Raw genomic sequence first — 18,195 nt, 5'->3', positions numbered from 1 at the left:
TGACATAGAAAATATTAAACTCGGCATTCATTCTGCAAACTGCCAACAGCCCTTTGAAACTATCGCATTACACGTGCCAATCTGTTGAAGCGGTCTGCGTCTTCCACATGGATGCATAGCGACCTGAATTTGATAGTAGCTGCGCCTGCGTACCCTGTTCTTTCAAGTGTCCATCTTCAATGACAACAATTTTGTCGGCAGCGACAATTGTCGAGAGCCGATGCGCTATAACAATCACAGTGCGCTCGCGCACCAATGCATCAATTGCCAATTGAACTGCGACCTCGCTTTCTGTGTCCAACGCAGCTGTCGGCTCGTCGAGAATAACAATCGGTGCATTTTTCAGCATTGCTCTGGCGATGCTGATACGCTGGCGCTCCCCGCCTGACAGCCTTCCTCCTAAGGAGCCAACCTGTGTTTGATAGCCGTAAGGCAAGCGACTGACAAAATCATGACAATGGGCAGAGCGTGCCGCAGCCTCCACATCTTCATCGCTCGCATCCGGACGCGCCATACGAATATTGTTGAGGATCGTATCGTCAAACAAATATACGTCCTGAAAAACCACAGAGATCAATTGGTTGAGATGGTCCGGGTCGATGGATTTAACATCGACACCACCAATCTTTACCGAACCATGATCGGCATCGGCCTGCCGCATCATCAGCCGCGTTATCGTTGTCTTGCCTGAACCAGATGGACCAACCAGAGCCGTCAGACTTTTTTCGGCAAATTTAAGCGTGATATTTTCGAGCACTGAACTCCCGCCAACCGCGCCATAACCAAAAGATACATTATCAAACTCAATTGCATAGTTTTGCGGGAGCTGTGCAGGAGCTTGTTGCGGCAAGGGCTTGATATCAAGAAGCGCCTCGATTTTTCCCAATGCCGTTTCCATCAGGTCAATGATGAGTGCCATCAAAATGACTGTGCTCAGCGGCTCCGCAAACCGAACCACAATAATTGTTATGGCTGCGAGAAGCCCAACTTGTAGCAAATTATCTGCCACAAGCCACGCGCCTATGGCGACAACCAGAAGCAAACCAATCTCCATGGCTGTCGCAATCATCAGATTAGGCTTTGTGCCTTTGCGCTGCCCGTAAGCCTGTACGTTTTCCAGATGCTCAATGCTGGCATTGAGACGGAGCGCCCTGTCGCCAACTGCGCCTGCCGTGCGCAACACCTGTAGCCCCTGCGCATATTCAAGCATTTCAGCGCTTGCCTGTTCTGTGGCATCAGCCAGTGCCCGCATTCCGCGCCCGAATGCAGGCCGACGCCAGCGATAAAACGGAATGAGAACCGGAAAGATCACCAACAAAAGCAAACCCATGCGCCAATCGAAAAACAAAGTAGCAATAGCCACGACAAACGGCGTAATAACGGCGGTTGCAATTTGATTGCCAATCGTCAACACGTAAGTGAGATTTTCATCGACATTGCCCAGCAATGTCGCATTGACCTCGCCCGCTCGTTTATCCTGTAATGTCAGCAGCGGGATTTTGCGCAGTTGCAAACCAAGCTCTGAGCGCAATTCATGCGTATTACGCACCATTTCGCCGTTATAATCAAAGCTCTGCGCCATCCAGCGCACAATGGTGCTCGCAACCATCAATAAAGTCATCACAAGAAGCCATGGCACAATTCCCTGCCAAGTGGCATTGGTCGTCAGCGATAAAAATACCGGCATGATGCAGGCAAATGCCAGTCCCTGAAGTGCAGCGGCCAGACCTAGCCCGATTAAGCTTCGGCGTAATCCGTTTGCGCGGCTACGCGCAGTACGCATTAATTGTTGCCATGTCACACGGAGAGATGTGGTTCCGGTTTCGGTCGTCATCACATCGTTTCTCCTGTCAAACGCCAGTCTCGCGCGCGCTCATAATGGCTCCATAACCGCGCATAAACCCCGCTCTTAGCTACGAGTTCATCGTGCTTGCCGCACTCTTCCAGCCGCCCGCGATCAAAAACAAGGATCTGGTCGGCATGACGAATTGTCGAAAGCCGATGGGCAATCATCAACACGGTCTTACCCTTCATCAGATGAGCCAATGCTTTAACAATTGCGGCCTCGCTTTCTGCATCGGCAAAGGCTGTTGCTTCATCCAGAACCAGAATTGGCCTGTTTTGCAGGATTGCTCTCGCAATCGTAATTCTTTGCCGCTGGCCACCGGATAGGAAAATGCCGCGTTCGCCGCAAAGCGTCTGATAGCCAGCCGGAAACGACATAATAAATTCATGCGCCTGCGCAGCTTTAGCCGCCTCAATGACATCGTCCAAAGAGGCCTCTGGCATGCCAATGGTGATGTTTTCAGCAATCGTGCCTGAAAACAAAAAAGTATCCTGAAACACGAGCGCTACCTGCTGCATCAGGCTCTCGGTCGGAATGAGACGCAGATCGGCTCCGCCGATCAGAATTTGTCCCTCGCTCGTATCCCAAAAACGAGCAACCAAGCGGGCAACTGTTGTCTTGCCTGCACCGGACGGACCGACAAGGGCGGTTATCGTATCCGGTTTTGCTATAAATGAAATATCGTGAAGCACGTTCGGCTGGTCAGCCTTATAGCGGAACCCCACATTTTTGAATTCGATGCCGGAGTTCGATGGGAACTGTGCATGACTACTCTCAACTTCTTTCAAGAGAGGCGTATCAAGCACCTGCTGAATACGCTGCACACTCATTTGCGTGCGCGAAATCAGATGTTTCAAAGACATGAGAGGCAACAATGCCTCAGCCATTCCGGTGCAAATCAGGAGCACTGCAACAAGTGCCGCAAGGCTTAACCCATTATTCAAAAACAGCCACACACCAAACCAGAGCACAACGGTGACTGTCGGCATCGGGTTAAGGATTGCCATCGAGAAGCGTGCTGAAAAACCCGCTTTCTGATACCATTGCAAAACGATTTCCAGATAATTTTCGAGGGCTTTTTGATAGCGTCCAAATGTAGCCGTGCCACTGTCAAAGCTACGCACCACTGGCATAGCCTGAACATATTCAACGACTGAAATACTCACTTGCTCACGCGCCAGATTAAACCGGTGCATCATCTCGTGGCTATTGTTCATGGTTTTGGCAATCACGCCAAAACCAAAGACAAGAACAGCAATTGCAACCAGCCCAAGACGCCAATCAAGAATGAAAAGCACTACAAATGAAACAAGCGGCGAAACATAGGAGCGCGCATAAAGTGGCGTGCTGTCAGCCACAAAGGCATGCAGTGCCTTAACGTCGTCCATCATAATTTTGGCAAGCGCAGCCGGCCCGGTATCTTCGACATATCCGAGTGGCACTTTGGCAAGATGCGCTGCAAGTTTACGGCGCAGCAAAGTTTCAAGGCGAAAGGCCGCATAATGCGACTGATTGAAGGAAAATAGCTTGAACACATAAGAAAGCGCGACAGACAATGCCGCAATTCCCATCGCCACCCAAGGGAACTGATCAGACTGGCTAAACAATGATTGCAAAGCCCATGCGAGTGCAATCAGACCTAGAACCGTAAAAGCCGATGCAAAGGCAGACAACACCATCGCAAAGCGAATTTTTCCAACAACCGGATTCAATATCGACCACACGCTTGGCGGCTTCACTTCACCATTTATCTTGGACATCAAACTCGCTCTGTTTTTTGGGAAACATTTTGATCCGACTTCATCAGACCCGCGTAAAGGCCCCGAACGGCTGATTGATGCTGAAGCTCAGCGTTTACGCGCCAGCATGAGGAGGCCTGCTTTTGGTACTTGCAATATTTCGATTGGCTCGAGACCGGCGGCTAAAACCATATCGGAAAGCATCGTCTGGCTATAAAACTGCATGGATTGCGCCATCCGGCTGAAATATCCGCCGATATCGTCGCGCATTTCCGGCGGTGCTGTAACCAGTGCAAGAATGCCATCTGGTTTTAATACACGCGCCATTTCGCGTAATGCCGCTTCCGGATCAGGAAAGAAGAAAAACGCATTCAGGCAATAAATCTTGTCGGCGGTGGCTGTTAGCAGCGGCAGTTGCGACGCGTCCGCCTGAACAACATCAAGACGCCCGGCTCGAACCGCTGCACGATTTAATCTGGCTGTTGCATCCACCATAGCCTGACTATGATCAACCGCGACGGCCCGGCAACCACTCGTCAATGCCCTGCGCATGAAGACGCCGCCACCGCACCCAACTTCAACAATTGTATCATCGGCATCAGGTGCAGCTTTTGTCAGAACAAGATCAAAGCCCGGCTTATGGGCAAGCGGAAACCTGTAAAGCAGGCGTCCCAACAACCCGTGCGGTTTACGCGCAATGCGATCAACCAGTTTCTCAGCGAAATCACTCATCTTAAGCGCCTGTTGCATCTTCATTCAGTGGCATGAGAGCCGCAGGTGAAAGCCTGCTTCTCACCAACCGAGCAACAACCAGGATGAGCAACCCTCCGCAGGCAACCGCAAGAAACATCGTGCTGTAGCCAAGAAGTGATGCCAGCCAGACAACAATCCCTGCAAACAGCATTTCTCCTGTTACATTTACACTCTGCAACAATGTAACGTCTGTTCCCGCCTGTTTACCCGAACCGCCGAATGACATATTCAAAGTTGCAGCGCAAACTGCGATAATACCGCTGCCGATATTCAGCCAAAACGTCGCGATGCCCACGGTCATCCAGTTAACTGGTAGTGATCCGAGCGCCAGAAGTCCCCATGTGCCAAGCCCAACCATCACCACAAAAACCCCGATGCTCAGCCCTGTCCAGATCCTGTATGCAGCAAGCCAGCTGCCTGCCGGGCTACCCAATACAATCAGTACCAAACCACCAAGTGTTGCCACCCAACCCGCTTCCTGATTGCTCCAGCCAAGGTCAACCAGAAACAGTTTCGTGATGCTCATCCCGCCCGCATGCGCACTGCCATAAAGAAATGCCAGCAGCAATAATGGCCAAATGCCTTGGCGGCGGAAGCAATCCGAGAGGCGTGCTTTGCCTTGCGTAGCGATGTGGCTTGCTTGCGGTTCTTCCTTCCACAGCAAAACCAATATGATCGTTGCAAGCGGAATGAGTGAAAGCAAAAGAAGCAGATATTGCTGGCCGAGTGTATCAATAAGAAGCAGTGCGCCACCGCCTCCAACCATGAATCCTGCCATCATACCGCCAATTTGTAGCGCATTGGCACGGCTTAAGGCGCCCGCACGCAGACGTTCAGCAGCCAGCCCATCAGTTGCGGTATCTTGTGTTGCGCTTGCAAGCATTCCGACACTCATGATTACGATCATCAGCACGGCGTTTGCGGATGTGGCAGGCACAAATGCCAGCAACACCATGGCAATCAGCAAAAGCGTCTGCATTGTCAGCAACCAGCTGCGCCGACGCCCGAGCTTGGCACTCCAGCAATTATCGACCATCGGTGCCCAGAATATCTTAAGTATCCATGGTAAGCCTGCCAGAGGCACAAATGCCAGCAATTCCAGAGGCACGCCGTTCTGACGCATAATGACCGGGAATGCTTCCATCGCCATGCCCATCGGAATGCCTTGCGAGAAATACAAGGCACCAATGAGGATCAGCAAAAAATGATCACTGCGTTGTTTCGCGACCGGATCAGCCTGTACCTTCATCGAGACGTCAGTCATAAAGCTTACCACTTCGCCGCAAGGGTCAGTCCATAAGAGCGTCCCTGTGCTGCAACGCCCATATCAGTGCCCGAATAGCTGAAATAGTTCTTCAGATAAGTCTCATCCGTGAGGTTTTTACCCCACAATGTTGCACTCCACCAATCTTTGGAAAGACCAATATGCGCATCAACGAGGTTCGTCGGCTTCTGACGGTAATTATTGGATGAAGTGAACGAATAAGAACTGCGATAGCTATAATCAATGCCAGCATTCATGTTCAAATTGTTCTGGAATTCATGGGTCCAACGCAGACCGGCATTAAAACTATGTTCAGGAGCAAAGGGCAGCGGATTACCTGAATAATTTTCGCCCATGACCTCATCAACAAAGTCATCATACTCTGCATCAGTATAACCATAACTACCCGACAAGGATAGCGCATGGGTAATCGCCCATGTACCTTCCAGCTCGAAGCCTTTGGAGGTCGCAGCCGCAGCGTTGCGATACACGCGTGTCACCGGCGTGGTGTAGATTACAGCCTGCTGGTCTTTCCAATCGATGTAGAAGGCGCTGGCAGCAAGAGTGACCTGCCCATCGAGAATTGTCGTCTTTGCGCCAATCTCATAGCTGGTCGTGGTCTCCGGATCATAGCTGTTGGCGGAGCCATTCGCTTCAATATAAGGGCTGATACCACCGGCCTTATAACCGCGGCTGATCTTGGCATACACAATGTTGCCTTCAGAGAAATGCCAAGTGGCACTGGCTTCCGGGGAGAAGTTTGTGAACGAAACATTGTCGTCAGCATAGCCAGGATAGCCGAACATGTAGGTGCCGCTTGGGGTGCTGATTTCCGAGCTGGTGCTCTTGCGATCATGTGTGATGCGTCCACCCACCGAGAGCTCAAGCTGAGGCATGACGTAGTACGACACTTCACCAAAGGCTGAGTACGTATCTGTCTTCTGTTCAAAGACGTCGCGGCTCAACAGATCGCGCGGCAAGGAAGCAAGATCGAAATATTGCGTGCCGTCGAACTTTTCATGCATGTAGAAGAGTCCGCCCGTCCAGCGCAGCGGCCCGTCATCATTGGAGGACAAACGGACCTCCTGACTGAACTGACGCTGTCTCTCGACCTGACCCTGAATAAGATATGGAGTGGTCGTAAAATCGCCGTCGAGGAACTGCGAAAAATCATGCCCGCGTACTGCGGAAATCGATGTCAGTTCATAATCACCTAAGTCGTGGTCAATGCGAGCCGATATACCGCCGGACTTTGTGCTCGTTTCAGGATCGAAATCATGCTCAACTTTACCGTCAAATGCGAGATCAACAGGCGCGTACCATAGACCACCATCACTTTTATCGCGTGAGAAATCAGCAACAACTTTTAATCGGGTACTCTCATTCAAACTCCCGGCGACGGTAAAACGACCGGTGAAGTAATTGAGATCGCCAACGTCCTCACCGTTATAAAGATTGGTGATGTAACCATCCCGGCCAGACCATGCCGCTGCGCCGCGAACAGCCAGACCTGTTCCCTCTATCGGAGTTTCAAAGGCAGCTTTTATCCGCTTTTCACTTTCACTGCCGTAGGTCACCGACATTTCTGCGCCGGGCTTATCACCGGGCAGGCGTGACAGCAGGTTAACAGCACCACCAATGGTGTTCTTTCCATAAAGGACGGATTGAGAGCCGCGAACAATTTCGACGCGCTCCAGATCATCAAGGAGAACCGGGAAACCAAGCGGGCGCGCGACAAAAACATCGTCGAGGAACAATCCAACGGCTGGCGAACGGTCCACGCCACCGGAAATTCCCAGCGAACCGACACCCCGAATTGAGAGCGGACCACCCTGACCATTATAATTCACGTTTGGCGCTCTGAATGCCGCATCTTCCAATGTAGTGACATCACCCGGAACCAGTTGATCTTGCTGGACAACCGAAACAGATACAGGCGCATCCTGTATTTTCTCTTCGCGGCGCCGTGCTGTTACCGTAATGGGATCAAGGACAATCGTATCTTCTTTGACCTGCTGCGCGGCATTTTCCTGCGCTGCTGCACCATCAACCAAAAGAGTAAATCCAAGCGTTGCCAGCAGGCAGTTGGAAAGCAGGAAATTTACGCGCTTCTTAATCATGAGTTTAGTCCCCAAGTTTTAGAAGCTCTGTTTGCGATAGCTGATCGTTGAGGACAAGACCTTGTAGTTTAGGGATCGCGTCAAAGTCTTTGGGGATCGCGCATCAATTGCTGAATTGGTTACGCAAAACCCTTGCGTCCCGTCACCTGCGTCGGCGAAATGCCAAACCGCTTGCGAAATTCCGTGGCAAAATGAGCAGGATGATAACCCATATTATGGGCAACGCGCGATATCGAAGTCTCGCCGGATTCCAACAGACTGCGTGCTTCTTCGAGACGCCGGGATTTCACAAACGAATAAACTGGTGTGCCAAACAGATCAACAAATCCGGCTCCAAGTTTGCGGGCATTTGTGCCCACCATTCTCGCTAATTCCGTAACTGTGGGCGGATTTGCCAGATCCGACATCAGGATAGAACGCGCGGCATGAAAACATTCTATATCCCGTGCAGTCCATCGTGCATGCTCACACCCGTCTGTAACGCTATCATTCGATACCAAATGCGATATGAATTCCAGCGCCTTGCCCGTCATATACAATTTGCGCGACGCACCGCGCAAAGGACAGCTCAACATTTGCCAGGAGATGCCGTCCAGCGCTGCTGTTCCGCACTCTTGCGTATTTTTAGCCGCGGAAACAATTGCAGAAACAGCTTCCGATCCAAGGCCACTTTCCGCCTGATCAGGGTCTATTTGAATGAAAACAGCGCTCAGTGTACCACTCACGAGAGAGCAATGGTTTGTCTCAACGAACTTATCACTGTTGAAAACAGCGGTTTGCCCCTTTTGCCAAACTCTGCGCCCTAACTGATCCTGTTCGACTTCAACATGACCCGCTGCAATCGCCCCCATCCAGATGCCCGGATCCATAACTGAGCGCCATGCTTGCCCACTCTTAACGGGCATGCTGTCGATAAGGATCTTCAATCCGGCTGCTTCGATTATTTCCACGATGGTGCCTCGAGTTTTTGCACCGACTAACACACATTACATGACTGCAAAAGTCAAGTTTATATCTCAGCAGACAAATTGACCGATCGCGCCAACAAAATTATTTCACTAACCGAGAACGAAATGCCTCAATACGTTGTCCTGCCACCACTGAGATCGAATGTAGCAGCAGTGGTGTATGAGTTTTCTTCCGACAACATCCACACAACCATGGACGCAACTTCGTTGAGTTCAACAAAGCGGTCCCGTGGAATACGCACCCGCATATAGTCTATGAATTCCGGCGTTAATCCGTCGAGTATTGGCGTCTTGGCAGTCGTCGGCGTGATGCAATTCACCGCAATGCCCGTTTTTGCCAGCTCTTTTCCAAGCGATTTTGTCAAGCCAATCACACCCGCTTTTGCGGCACTATAGGCTGCCAGATTGGGGTTTCCTTCTTTACCTGCAACCGACGCAATATTGACGATGCGCCCATAATTATTCTCTGTCATCAGAGGAACGACCGCACGGCAACAATTGAATGTGCCCGTCAGATTAACTGCAACCACTTTGTTCCACTCGTTCAAGTCATAATCGACCAGCGCCTTAACTGGCCCCGTAATACCGGCACTGTTGACCAGTCCATCAATGGTTGAAAAAGCATCACGAGTCTGAGCTGTCGCATGCGCAACGCTCTCTGCGTCTGCCACATCAACACCAAAGGCGATGCATTCAGGGGAAAGCTTGCGGGCAGCGTTTTCGGCCTCCCCCGCATTCAAATCCCAAATCGCGACAGCAGCCCCAGACTGCACCAGTCGATCCGCGATCGCATAGCCAATCCCTTGCGCGCCACCTGTTATGATGACGCGCTTCCCGTTCATATCAATCCGGTTCATTGCTATCCCCTAAACCTCAATCACCCATTCAGGCCGCAGCGGTGACTTGGTTTTGGACGCCCAATCCCTCAATCTCAACGCGCATCGTATCACCGGCCTTCAGGTAACGCGGAGGCTTCATGCCCATTCCAACGCCGGGAGGTGTTCCGGTCGTGATGACATCACCCGGCTCGAGCTTCATGAATTGGGAAATATAGGAAACAATGAAAGGCACCTTGAAAACCATGGTGCTGGTCGAGCCATTTTGAACACGCTCACCATTGACATCGAGCGTCATCGCGAGCGCATCAACATCAGCAATCTCGTCCGGCGTCACCAGCCACGGACCCAAGGGACCGAATGTCGGGCAACCCTTGCCCTTCATCCAGTTGCCGCCGCGCTTAAGCTGATATGATCGCTCCGAGACATCGTTGCAGACACAATAACCAGCAATGTAATCGACAGCTTCATCCTCGGTTACATAGGATGCGGCTTTGCCAATCACGATTGCAAGTTCAACTTCCCAATCTGTCTTCTGTGATCCACGCGGGATAAGCACAGTATCATTTGGGCCAACAATGCAGGATGGCGCCTTGTTAAACAAAACCGGCTCTTCCGGCACAGCCATTCCACTTTCCGCCGCGTGATCTGCGTAATTGAGACCAACAGCGATAAAATTGCCAACGCCAGTAACGCAAGAGCCCAGTCGCGTACCTTCTGGGACCAGAGGCAGGTTCTGGATGTTTACCCCCGCAAGCTTCGTTCCGATCGTCGGAAGCTCTTTGCCTGAAATATCGCTTAGAACAGACGAAAGATCGCGAATAGAGCCATTCTGATCAACAATGCCCGGCTTTTCAGAACCAGCTTCTCCAAACCTTACAAATTTCATTTCTCTCTCCCTTAGATCGAACGTGTCAAAAGATGTACTGGTCTGCTTGGCCACATCTCCCCAACAACCAAGCCGAATGCGATTTCAGTTGCTCGTCAGAGCAGCCCCCGCCCCGCCAGATTTCGCATCAAGTGTGATGCGCCAAAAACCCATGGCGCGCATTGCGTTGAGAGTTTTACCCTATTGCGCAAGGTGCCAAGTTTACTGTTGGAAATTGCTACAACATCCCCAACATGATGAGTGAACCCCTGCCCTTGCTCACCCCGATCTTCCGTTGGAGCAAACAGTGTGCCCATGAACAAAACCAAACCATCAGGATATTGATGATGCGCGCCGATAGTCTGTTCAACGAGATCAAGCGGGTCGCAGCTGATCTCTTTCATTGAGCTATGCCCACGAAGCATAAAGCCGTCATCGCCCTCAACGCTCAGCATCAATTCGGCCGAGCGAACATCATCAAGATCATAGGTCTCATCAAACAAACGCAGCAACGGGCCAACTGCACATGAGGCATTGTTGTCCTTCGCCTTACCCAATAAGAGTGCCGACCGACCTTCTATATCACGAAGGTTCACGTCATTTCCCAGTGTTGCTCCTACGATCCGCCCCTGACTATTGACCGCAAGCACGACTTCCGGTTCCGGGTTGTTCCACTTGGACGCTGGATGAAGACCTACATCAGCACAATGCCCAACGGAGGATAAAACCTGCGCTTTCGAGAACACCTCGGCATCTGGCCCGATACCGACTTCGAGATATTGCGACCAGACACCCTCATCAATAAGAGCTGCCTTGACCTCTTCTGCCGCCGCGGAACCTGCTTTAAGGTCACGCAAGCTTTCCCCAATAACAGCAGCGATACGGCCACGAATGCGCGAGGCTAATTCCGGATTGCCCGCGGCACGTTCCTCGATCACACGCTCCACCATGGAGCGAGCGAATGTAACCCCACACGCCTTAACAGCCTGAAGATCAATGGGCGCAAGCAGATGGACTCGTCCGTCAGACCCGCTATTCAGAAGGTTTGAAATATCGGCAATTGGCTCGCCCATGGATTGAGCGGCATAGGCTGCCGGATCTCCCATTTCCAAAAGATCACGCATTGTTGGTACAACAGTGCTCGTTATATCGAGCACCTGACCATTGCGTATCACTACAATCGATGGCCCCTGAACATCTTCACGCCACACACGCCCGACAAATGTTCCACTGTCTAAAAAGTCCTGAGCAGACATAGATTTCTTTCAGAGCTAAGTCAGTCTAAGAGATGGAAAGCGTGCAAAACGACTGCCTTTAACGCTTAACGCTGGACAAATTTTGCAAGTCGGGTGACACCATCCATCAGGCGCGCTTCATCAGAAACCGCATGGCACCAGCGCAACCATCCATTGCCTTCTGGCCCAAATGCAGACCCCGGTGCGAGACCGAGTCCGGCTTCCGAAACAAGTCGCTTCGCAATTTCAACAGAGTCAGATTGTCCTGCAATGCGGAAAAACACATACATGGCTCCGCCAGCTTCCGGGACATCAACGCCGGGGATATCCAGCAAACCGGACACAAGGAGATTACGTGTTCGCGCCAATCGAGAGCGAAGATTTGCAATCTCAGCTTCACCCTGCTCAAGTGCAACGGTGGCCGCACGCTGGATCGGCTCAAATACACACGAGAAATTATATTCGATCAACTTCGCCAGATCGTCAGCCATGGTGACCGGCGCTGTTATCCAGCCAGCGCGCCAACCAGTCATCGACCAGGCTTTGGAAAAACTATTCACCGAGATCAGCCGTTCATCAGCATTCATATGCCGCAGAAAACTTGGAGCGGAGCGAACAGCTGGATCGTAGATCAAACGCTCGTAAACCTCATCGGCGACGACCCAAATTCCGAGCCTTCTGCAATGCGCCGTGATTGCCTCGATTTGTTCGTCCGTAATCGTCCATCCCGTCGGATTGTTGGGCGAGTTCACGATCAGCATTTTTGTGTCTGGCGTAAGTGCATCCAACAGACGATCAAGATCAAGTGACCATTTTCCGCCATTGACAGTCAACGAAACGCGCTCAATATAAGCGCCCGCAATGCGTGGAATTTCCGTAATATTTGGCCAAAGCGGTGTAATGGCCACCACCCGATCACCCGGCGACAGCATCAATTGCGATACGACTCCGAGACCTGTAACGCCTGAGCCGACAACGCTGATGCGGTCGGTCTCAATTTCGCGCCCGTGCAGGTCAGTCATATATGCAGCAATAGCCTTGCGCAAATAAGGGCGACCGAGATTTTGAGCGTAAAAAGTCTCGCCTGCTGAAAGCGACTTCATTGCCGCATCTCGTATAAACCCCGCAGTCGGCTGGTCGGTCTCGCCAAACCAGAATGGAAGAACATCTTCCCGTCCCATGGCACTATTGGCCACTTCTCTGATTTGCGAACTGGAAAGCGAGCGAACTGCGTCACGCGCTTGCGTTGGGAACATTTGTTTTTGCAACATTAGTCGTCCTTTCTTGTATCAGGACAGAAAACACTCAGGCATGGACGATTGAGTTCAGGAAGAACCGGGCACGCTCGGTCTGCGGATTATCAAAGAAAGCATCGGGTGCGTTCTGTTCGATGATCTCGCCTTTCTCCATGAAGATGATGCGGTCTGATATACGGCGCGCAAATGACATCTCATGTGTCACAACCAGCATTGTCACGCCTGTGCGCGCAAGACTCTGGATCACATCAAGAACTTCTCCAACCATTTCGGGGTCGAGCGCCGATGTCGGTTCATCAAACAGCAACACTTCCGGTTCCATAGCCAATGCGCGTGCGATTGCGACGCGTTGCTGCTGCCCGCCAGAAAGCTGATCCGGATATTTGTTAACATGCTCGCTCAGGCCAACACGTTGCAGAAGCTGGTGCGCTTTTTCTTCAGCCTCAGCCCAACTGCGACCACGCACCCGCACAGGCGCAATAGCGACATTGCGCAAAGCCGTCATATGCGGAAACAGGTTGAACTGCTGAAAGACCATTCCAACTTCAGCGCGAACTTTCTCGAGTTCTTTGCCTTCACGAACTGGAACACCATCAACCACAATCGAGCCAGATGAAAACGTCTCAAGAAGATTGATGCACCGGATGAGTGTTGATTTACCCGAGCCGGATGAACCAATAATTCCAACAACCTCCCCGCGGCGTACCGAGAGGTTCACATTCTTCAATGCATGGAATTTTCCGTAGTATTTTTCCAAAGCCGAGATTTCGATCAGCGTCTCAGAACTCTGCTTGTTCGGATTTTCGTTACTCATAATGTTCTTCCTCCCACGCAACCGCTATCGGCGCTTTTTTTGCCGCTGCTCAAGCATACTGACAACGCGAACCATCGGGATCAGCATCAACAGATAGAGAATGGCAGCACCAACAAGCGGTGAGGGATTGGCATAGTAAGCCTGTGCCTGCGTTGCCTGCTTCAGCAGATCGGGCAGCGCAACAACAGATGCTAGTGCGGTGTCTTTTATCAAGCCAACAGCAACCCCGGTTGCCGGCGGAATGACGAGACGCATAGCCTGAGGTAAAATAATATCCACCATCAACCGTGGCCACGAGAACCCAAGAGCATGCGCCGCTTCAAACTGGCCACGAGGAACTGCTTCGATACCAGCGCGGAACGTTTCGGCCATATAAGCCGAGGCAACCAGCGAAATAGCTGTTGTCGCCGCCCAGAATGCAGACAACCGTAGCCCGACAAAAGGCAATGCGTAATAAACAAGGACGAGCAAGACCAACAACGGAATTGCACGAAAAACATCGATGTAAGCAATCGCAAAAATTCGAATGGGTTTCGGTGCATACATCCGGATCAGCACCAGAACGAGCCCCAGAATGACCGAGACAATCAAGCTGGTTACACCCAGCAGTGCCGTTAATCCGAAACCCTGCAACATCAGCGGGGCTGCGTTCTTGAGAACCTCAAAGTTCAGAAACGTTGAGTAAAAATCCATAGGCGAGACCAACTATCCCAATAGTGGAAGACGAGTTATCCGTCGGGCAAAATTGCCGGAGATTTCTCCGGCAATTTACTGATCAAAAGGCGATCACTTACCGGGGATTGAACGCACTTCAACGGTGCTCGAATCTTTGGCGGGTGCGGTGCCGAACCATTTTTCATGGATACGGGCGATTTCACCGTCTTCCTTGAGCTTACTGATCACAGCGTCGAGTTCTGGAAGCAGTGGGCTGTCTTTTGCCAACATAATCGCGAACTGTTCGTTCGTTGGGATCGTGTCGACAATCGCATATTGCGGCTTGTCTTTGATGTAATATGCATCGATTGGGCAATCATGGACAAAGGCGGCCACGCGTCCGGTCGCGATATCGAGCATAGGCTCGCTCACACCATCATAGCGATTGATTTCGGTAATGCCGTATTTGTCTTTGTTTTCCGTCGCCCACATCTCGCCGGTTGTTCCAGTGACAACCGCCAGCACCTTGCCATTCAAGTCTTTCAGGCTTTTTACATCGCCGTTTGAACTCGTTGTGAGGCAGGCGTCCGCATCGTAATGAGGCTGGGTAAAAGCAACAGACTCTAGACGTTTATCTGTAATCGTGACCGTACCAATCGCAATATCAGCGCGACCAGATTGTACCGTCGCGAAAATGCTGTTGAATGGCATCTGGGTGTAATTGATCTTCTTACCGGTGCGCTCACCAATGAGATTAACCAGATCAACCTCAAAACCAACAAGATTGCCAGAGCCATCTTCAAACTCAAATGGCACATTGGCCGTGACCGAAGCCACGTTCAGGTCGCTTGCATGTGCTGCACCCGCGAACATCGAAATGACACTGGCGAATAGAATTGCACGCTTCATCATGTTTGGAACCTCCCGTTTCCGACAACAGTCTTGAGTACTGCTGGCAAACGGGTACACTGACGAAATTCGCGCCGGTATCACCCCTAGGGGGGACAGAACATCGGCGGGCAGTGAGCATAATACAATGATGAAAATGCAGCACAGTGGCACGAACAAAACCCAAGATTCTGTAGTCGCTGAAATGATCTCCGCGATCGACAATCCAGAATATCCACGCATTGCAATGAGGGCACTCAACCGCTTGGTTCAGGCCGATGCATCAGCGATGTACGTCTATTCGGGTGATGCGTTAGTTTACATTCTCGACGACGACATCGGGCATCTCGTGGATAGCCGATTCCTCGATAGCTATCGCAAGACAACCTATCGTCTCAACCCGTTCTACCAGCACCATCGGATTGGTATTGAAAGCGGCGCATACACGATGGGGCAATTGGCACGCAGCCAATCTTTCAGAAAACCGCTCGCTGAATTCACCGGTATTGAGATCGATGACGCTGAGGAAATCGGCTATCGCACGCATGGGTTTCCCAAGCGCTGTTCAGAACTTGCGATTGCTGTAAAATTATCGCCGCTGCAAACAGTGCAGATCGCTCTATACCGCTCTGGTTATAATGCGTTTCAGACGCATGAACTCTCAACGCTTAAAGGGCTCAACCAGACATTCAGCGCACTTTACAGCCGGTTCTGGCAACACCATCAGTTGAGCCATGTCAGTGACGACAATTTATTGCAAAGTGCACTTCAGGGATTGTCTCACGGCGCGCTTTCAAACCGCGAACAGGAAGTGCTTCTACTTGATTTGAATGGAAGTGACGCGCGGCAAATTGCTGGTAAGCTCAACATCTCAGAAGAGACCGTAAAGACCCATCGAAAACGGGCTTTCATCAAATTGGGCTTGAACACCAAGTCGCAGTTGTTTCAAACAATCCTGCGCCGAATTATTCATAAAAAAGGCGTTGAATAGTCTTCAGTACATTTTAAGAAAGTTCGATCGAAAACGCCGTTTCATCTGCTCAAATACCTCCTACTCTTTTTTGAATGACTGACCGTTCAAAATGGCTATAAAAAATTATTAACATGATTTTTCGGCCCGGAAACATGAGTTCCAACAAACCTTAAGCGGAATATTATTCTAATATTGGATGAAAAATATTTTATTTATTGCTTGTTGAGCATTTCCTCCAATGAGATTAACAAGTCTTGAAAGTCATGTTCTCCTTTTAAGCGTCAAAGTGCAAAAATGCCCCACCAGAAAAGCCCGATCATTTCGCTGCAGCCTTCACGGCGGCAATTTCTTAGCATGTCAGCCGGAGCTGCCGTCGCCGCTGGTTTAGGGATGACAGCATCAGGATTGCTGCTGCCAACACAGGCACGCGCTCAGGATACGAAGCCACAAAAGGGCGGGCATCTGGTTATTGCCATGCACTCCGCTTCCAGCTCGGACCATCTGGATCCCGCATCCTACACGATGGCATATATGTACACCGTCGGCTTTCAGCTATTTAACACACTGCTGGAGCTCGGCCCTGATGGTAAGCTCACGAGCGCTCTGGTTGAAAGCTGGGAACCAGCCAATGCCGATGCAAGCAAATGGGTATTCCGCCTGCGCAAGGACGTGACCTTCCACAATGGTAAAGAGCTGACTGCGAAGGATGTAGTCTACTCACTCAATCATCATCGTGGTGATGATACCAAATCCGGCGGCAAAGGCGTGCTTCTCGCCGTCACGGATGTTGTGGCATCTGACACGCATGAGGTGACTGTTACGCTCAATGCGGGGAATGTCGATTTTCCGGCAGCTTTCGTCGATTATCATCTGGGCATCGGACCTGACGGCGAAGACTTCGACAAAGGTATTGGCACTGGCGCATTCATTCTTGAAGATTTCCAGCCCGGCGTGCGCGCATTAACCCGCCGCAATCCGAACTACTGGCATCCAGATCGCGCCAATGTGGATTCCGTTGAAACCATCGCTATGGATGATACTACTGCGCGCATGGCGGCATTGATGAGCGGTCAGGCGCATATCGTCAACGCCGTCGAGCCGCGTTTGGTCAGCCATCTGAGTGCGCGCCCTGACATCCAGATTCTGCGTACGCCAGAAAACTCAATGTATTGCTTCCCGATGCGCACAGATTCTGAATTGTTGAAAAACAACGATCTGCGTCTGGCGCTCAAATATGCAATCGACCGCGAAGAGTTACAGAAAAGTTTGCTGGTTGGTACCGGCGCTGTTGGCAACGATCACCCGATCCCGTCATGGAACCCACTTTATTCCAAGGATGTTCCACAGCGCGCCTACGATCCTGAAAAGGCCGTATTTCATCTGAAAAAGTCAGGCTTCTCCGGCTCAATTCCGCTCAGTGTTTCGGATAACGGTTTTACCGGATCGGCAGATGCAGCACAGCTTTATCAGGCATCGGCGGCAAAAGCAGGCATCACGATTGATGTTGAGCGCGTGCCATCCGATGGTTACTGGGATGAAGTCTGGCTGAAAAAGCCGTTCGTCGCGTCCAACTGGTCAGTTCGCCCAACTGCTGATGCGATGCTTTCGATGCTGCTCCAGACTGGCGCTCCATGGAATGAAACCGGCTGGAGCAATGAAACATTTGACAAGTTGCTTGCCACATCCCGCGTTGAGCTGGATGAAGCAAAGCGCAAGCAGATTTATCACGACATGCAAGTGCTGATCGTGGAAGATGGCGGAGAACTGATCCCGGTCTTTACCGATAATCTTGCTGCCGCCAGTGGCAAGGTAAAGGGTTATGTTTCCGTACCGGGTGGTGGCGATATGAGCGGTTATCGTCTGGCTGAAAAGGTCTGGCTTGAAGAATAGCAGAGACAATAACGGATAGTTAACTCTGATTACCATTGCATCCCCAAAGGCGGCCCCGCTTTTGGGGAATGCCTATCACAAGGGTCTTGGC

The 18,195-nt window shown here is 51.2% G+C and carries 15 protein-coding genes; 2 read left to right on the top strand and 13 right to left on the bottom strand.

Going from position 1 to position 18,195, the window contains the following annotated elements:
* Positions 1-67 precede the first annotated feature (67 nt).
* From WH356_RS22380 to WH356_RS22320, 13 genes are all read right to left on the bottom strand, one after another.
* Positions 68-1,834: an ABC transporter ATP-binding protein gene (locus WH356_RS22380; protein WP_339514834.1), complete on the bottom strand. Its 1,767-nt coding sequence runs from the start codon at positions 1,832-1,834 to the stop codon at positions 68-70.
* Positions 1,834-3,606, bottom strand: coding sequence for an ABC transporter ATP-binding protein (locus WH356_RS22375; RefSeq protein WP_339514832.1), 1,773 nt, complete (start codon positions 3,604-3,606; stop codon positions 1,834-1,836). Before WH356_RS22375 ends, WH356_RS22380 begins: the two co-directional genes overlap by 1 nt.
* Before the next feature lie 87 nt (positions 3,607-3,693).
* Positions 3,694-4,317 carry a class I SAM-dependent methyltransferase gene (locus WH356_RS22370; protein WP_339514830.1) on the bottom strand — a complete coding sequence of 208 codons (624 nt, stop codon included), beginning with the start codon at positions 4,315-4,317 and terminating at the stop codon, positions 3,694-3,696.
* Position 4,318: 1 nt separating this feature from the next.
* A complete protein-coding gene (locus WH356_RS22365; protein WP_339514828.1) occupies positions 4,319-5,602 on the bottom strand; it encodes an MFS transporter in 1,284 nt (427 codons plus the stop codon).
* Between the two features lie 5 nt (positions 5,603-5,607).
* Positions 5,608-7,722 carry a TonB-dependent receptor gene (locus tag WH356_RS22360; protein WP_339514826.1) on the bottom strand — a complete coding sequence of 705 codons (2,115 nt, stop codon included), beginning with the start codon at positions 7,720-7,722 and terminating at the stop codon, positions 5,608-5,610.
* Positions 7,723-7,841: 119 nt separating this feature from the next.
* Positions 7,842-8,672: a helix-turn-helix transcriptional regulator gene (locus WH356_RS22355; RefSeq protein WP_339514825.1), complete on the bottom strand. Its 831-nt coding sequence runs from the start codon at positions 8,670-8,672 to the stop codon at positions 7,842-7,844.
* A gap of 128 nt (positions 8,673-8,800) precedes the next feature.
* Entirely contained in the window at positions 8,801-9,547 is a 747-nt protein-coding gene (locus WH356_RS22350) for an SDR family NAD(P)-dependent oxidoreductase (RefSeq protein WP_339514823.1), read from the bottom strand.
* Between the two features lie 28 nt (positions 9,548-9,575).
* The gene (locus WH356_RS22345; protein WP_339514820.1) at positions 9,576-10,415 is read right to left on the bottom strand and encodes a fumarylacetoacetate hydrolase family protein; all 840 of its coding nucleotides are present in this window, start codon (positions 10,413-10,415) and stop codon (positions 9,576-9,578) included.
* Between the two features lie 95 nt (positions 10,416-10,510).
* Positions 10,511-11,650: a fumarylacetoacetate hydrolase family protein gene (locus WH356_RS22340; protein ID WP_339514818.1), complete on the bottom strand. Its 1,140-nt coding sequence runs from the start codon at positions 11,648-11,650 to the stop codon at positions 10,511-10,513.
* A 65-nt stretch (positions 11,651-11,715) separates the two neighbouring features.
* On the bottom strand, positions 11,716-12,900 hold the full coding sequence (locus WH356_RS22335) for a pyridoxal phosphate-dependent aminotransferase (protein ID WP_339514816.1): 1,185 nt from the start codon (positions 12,898-12,900) through the stop codon (positions 11,716-11,718).
* A 34-nt stretch (positions 12,901-12,934) separates the two neighbouring features.
* Entirely contained in the window at positions 12,935-13,699 is a 765-nt protein-coding gene (locus tag WH356_RS22330; protein WP_339514814.1) for an amino acid ABC transporter ATP-binding protein, read from the bottom strand.
* Between the two features lie 24 nt (positions 13,700-13,723).
* Positions 13,724-14,392 carry an amino acid ABC transporter permease gene (locus WH356_RS22325; protein ID WP_339514813.1) on the bottom strand — a complete coding sequence of 223 codons (669 nt, stop codon included), beginning with the start codon at positions 14,390-14,392 and terminating at the stop codon, positions 13,724-13,726.
* A 93-nt stretch (positions 14,393-14,485) separates the two neighbouring features.
* A complete protein-coding gene (locus tag WH356_RS22320) occupies positions 14,486-15,265 on the bottom strand; it encodes an ABC transporter substrate-binding protein (protein WP_339514812.1) in 780 nt (259 codons plus the stop codon).
* A gap of 124 nt (positions 15,266-15,389) precedes the next feature.
* Here WH356_RS22320 and WH356_RS22315 point away from each other — a divergent pair, with 124 nt between their 5' ends.
* Both WH356_RS22315 and WH356_RS22310 read left to right on the top strand, forming a co-directional pair.
* Positions 15,390-16,232, top strand: coding sequence for a helix-turn-helix transcriptional regulator (locus tag WH356_RS22315; RefSeq protein WP_339514810.1), 843 nt, complete (start codon positions 15,390-15,392; stop codon positions 16,230-16,232).
* Between the two features lie 276 nt (positions 16,233-16,508).
* Positions 16,509-18,104 carry an ABC transporter substrate-binding protein gene (locus tag WH356_RS22310; RefSeq protein ID WP_339514808.1) on the top strand — a complete coding sequence of 532 codons (1,596 nt, stop codon included), beginning with the start codon at positions 16,509-16,511 and terminating at the stop codon, positions 18,102-18,104.
* Positions 18,105-18,195 lie beyond the last annotated feature (91 nt).

The sequence above is a fragment of the Ochrobactrum sp. MYb379 genome (genome assembly GCF_037479515.1).
Lineage (GTDB): Bacteria > Pseudomonadota > Alphaproteobacteria > Rhizobiales > Rhizobiaceae > Brucella.
Note: the sequence above shows the minus strand (reverse complement) of the source record. Positions and strands in the feature narration are given on the sequence as shown.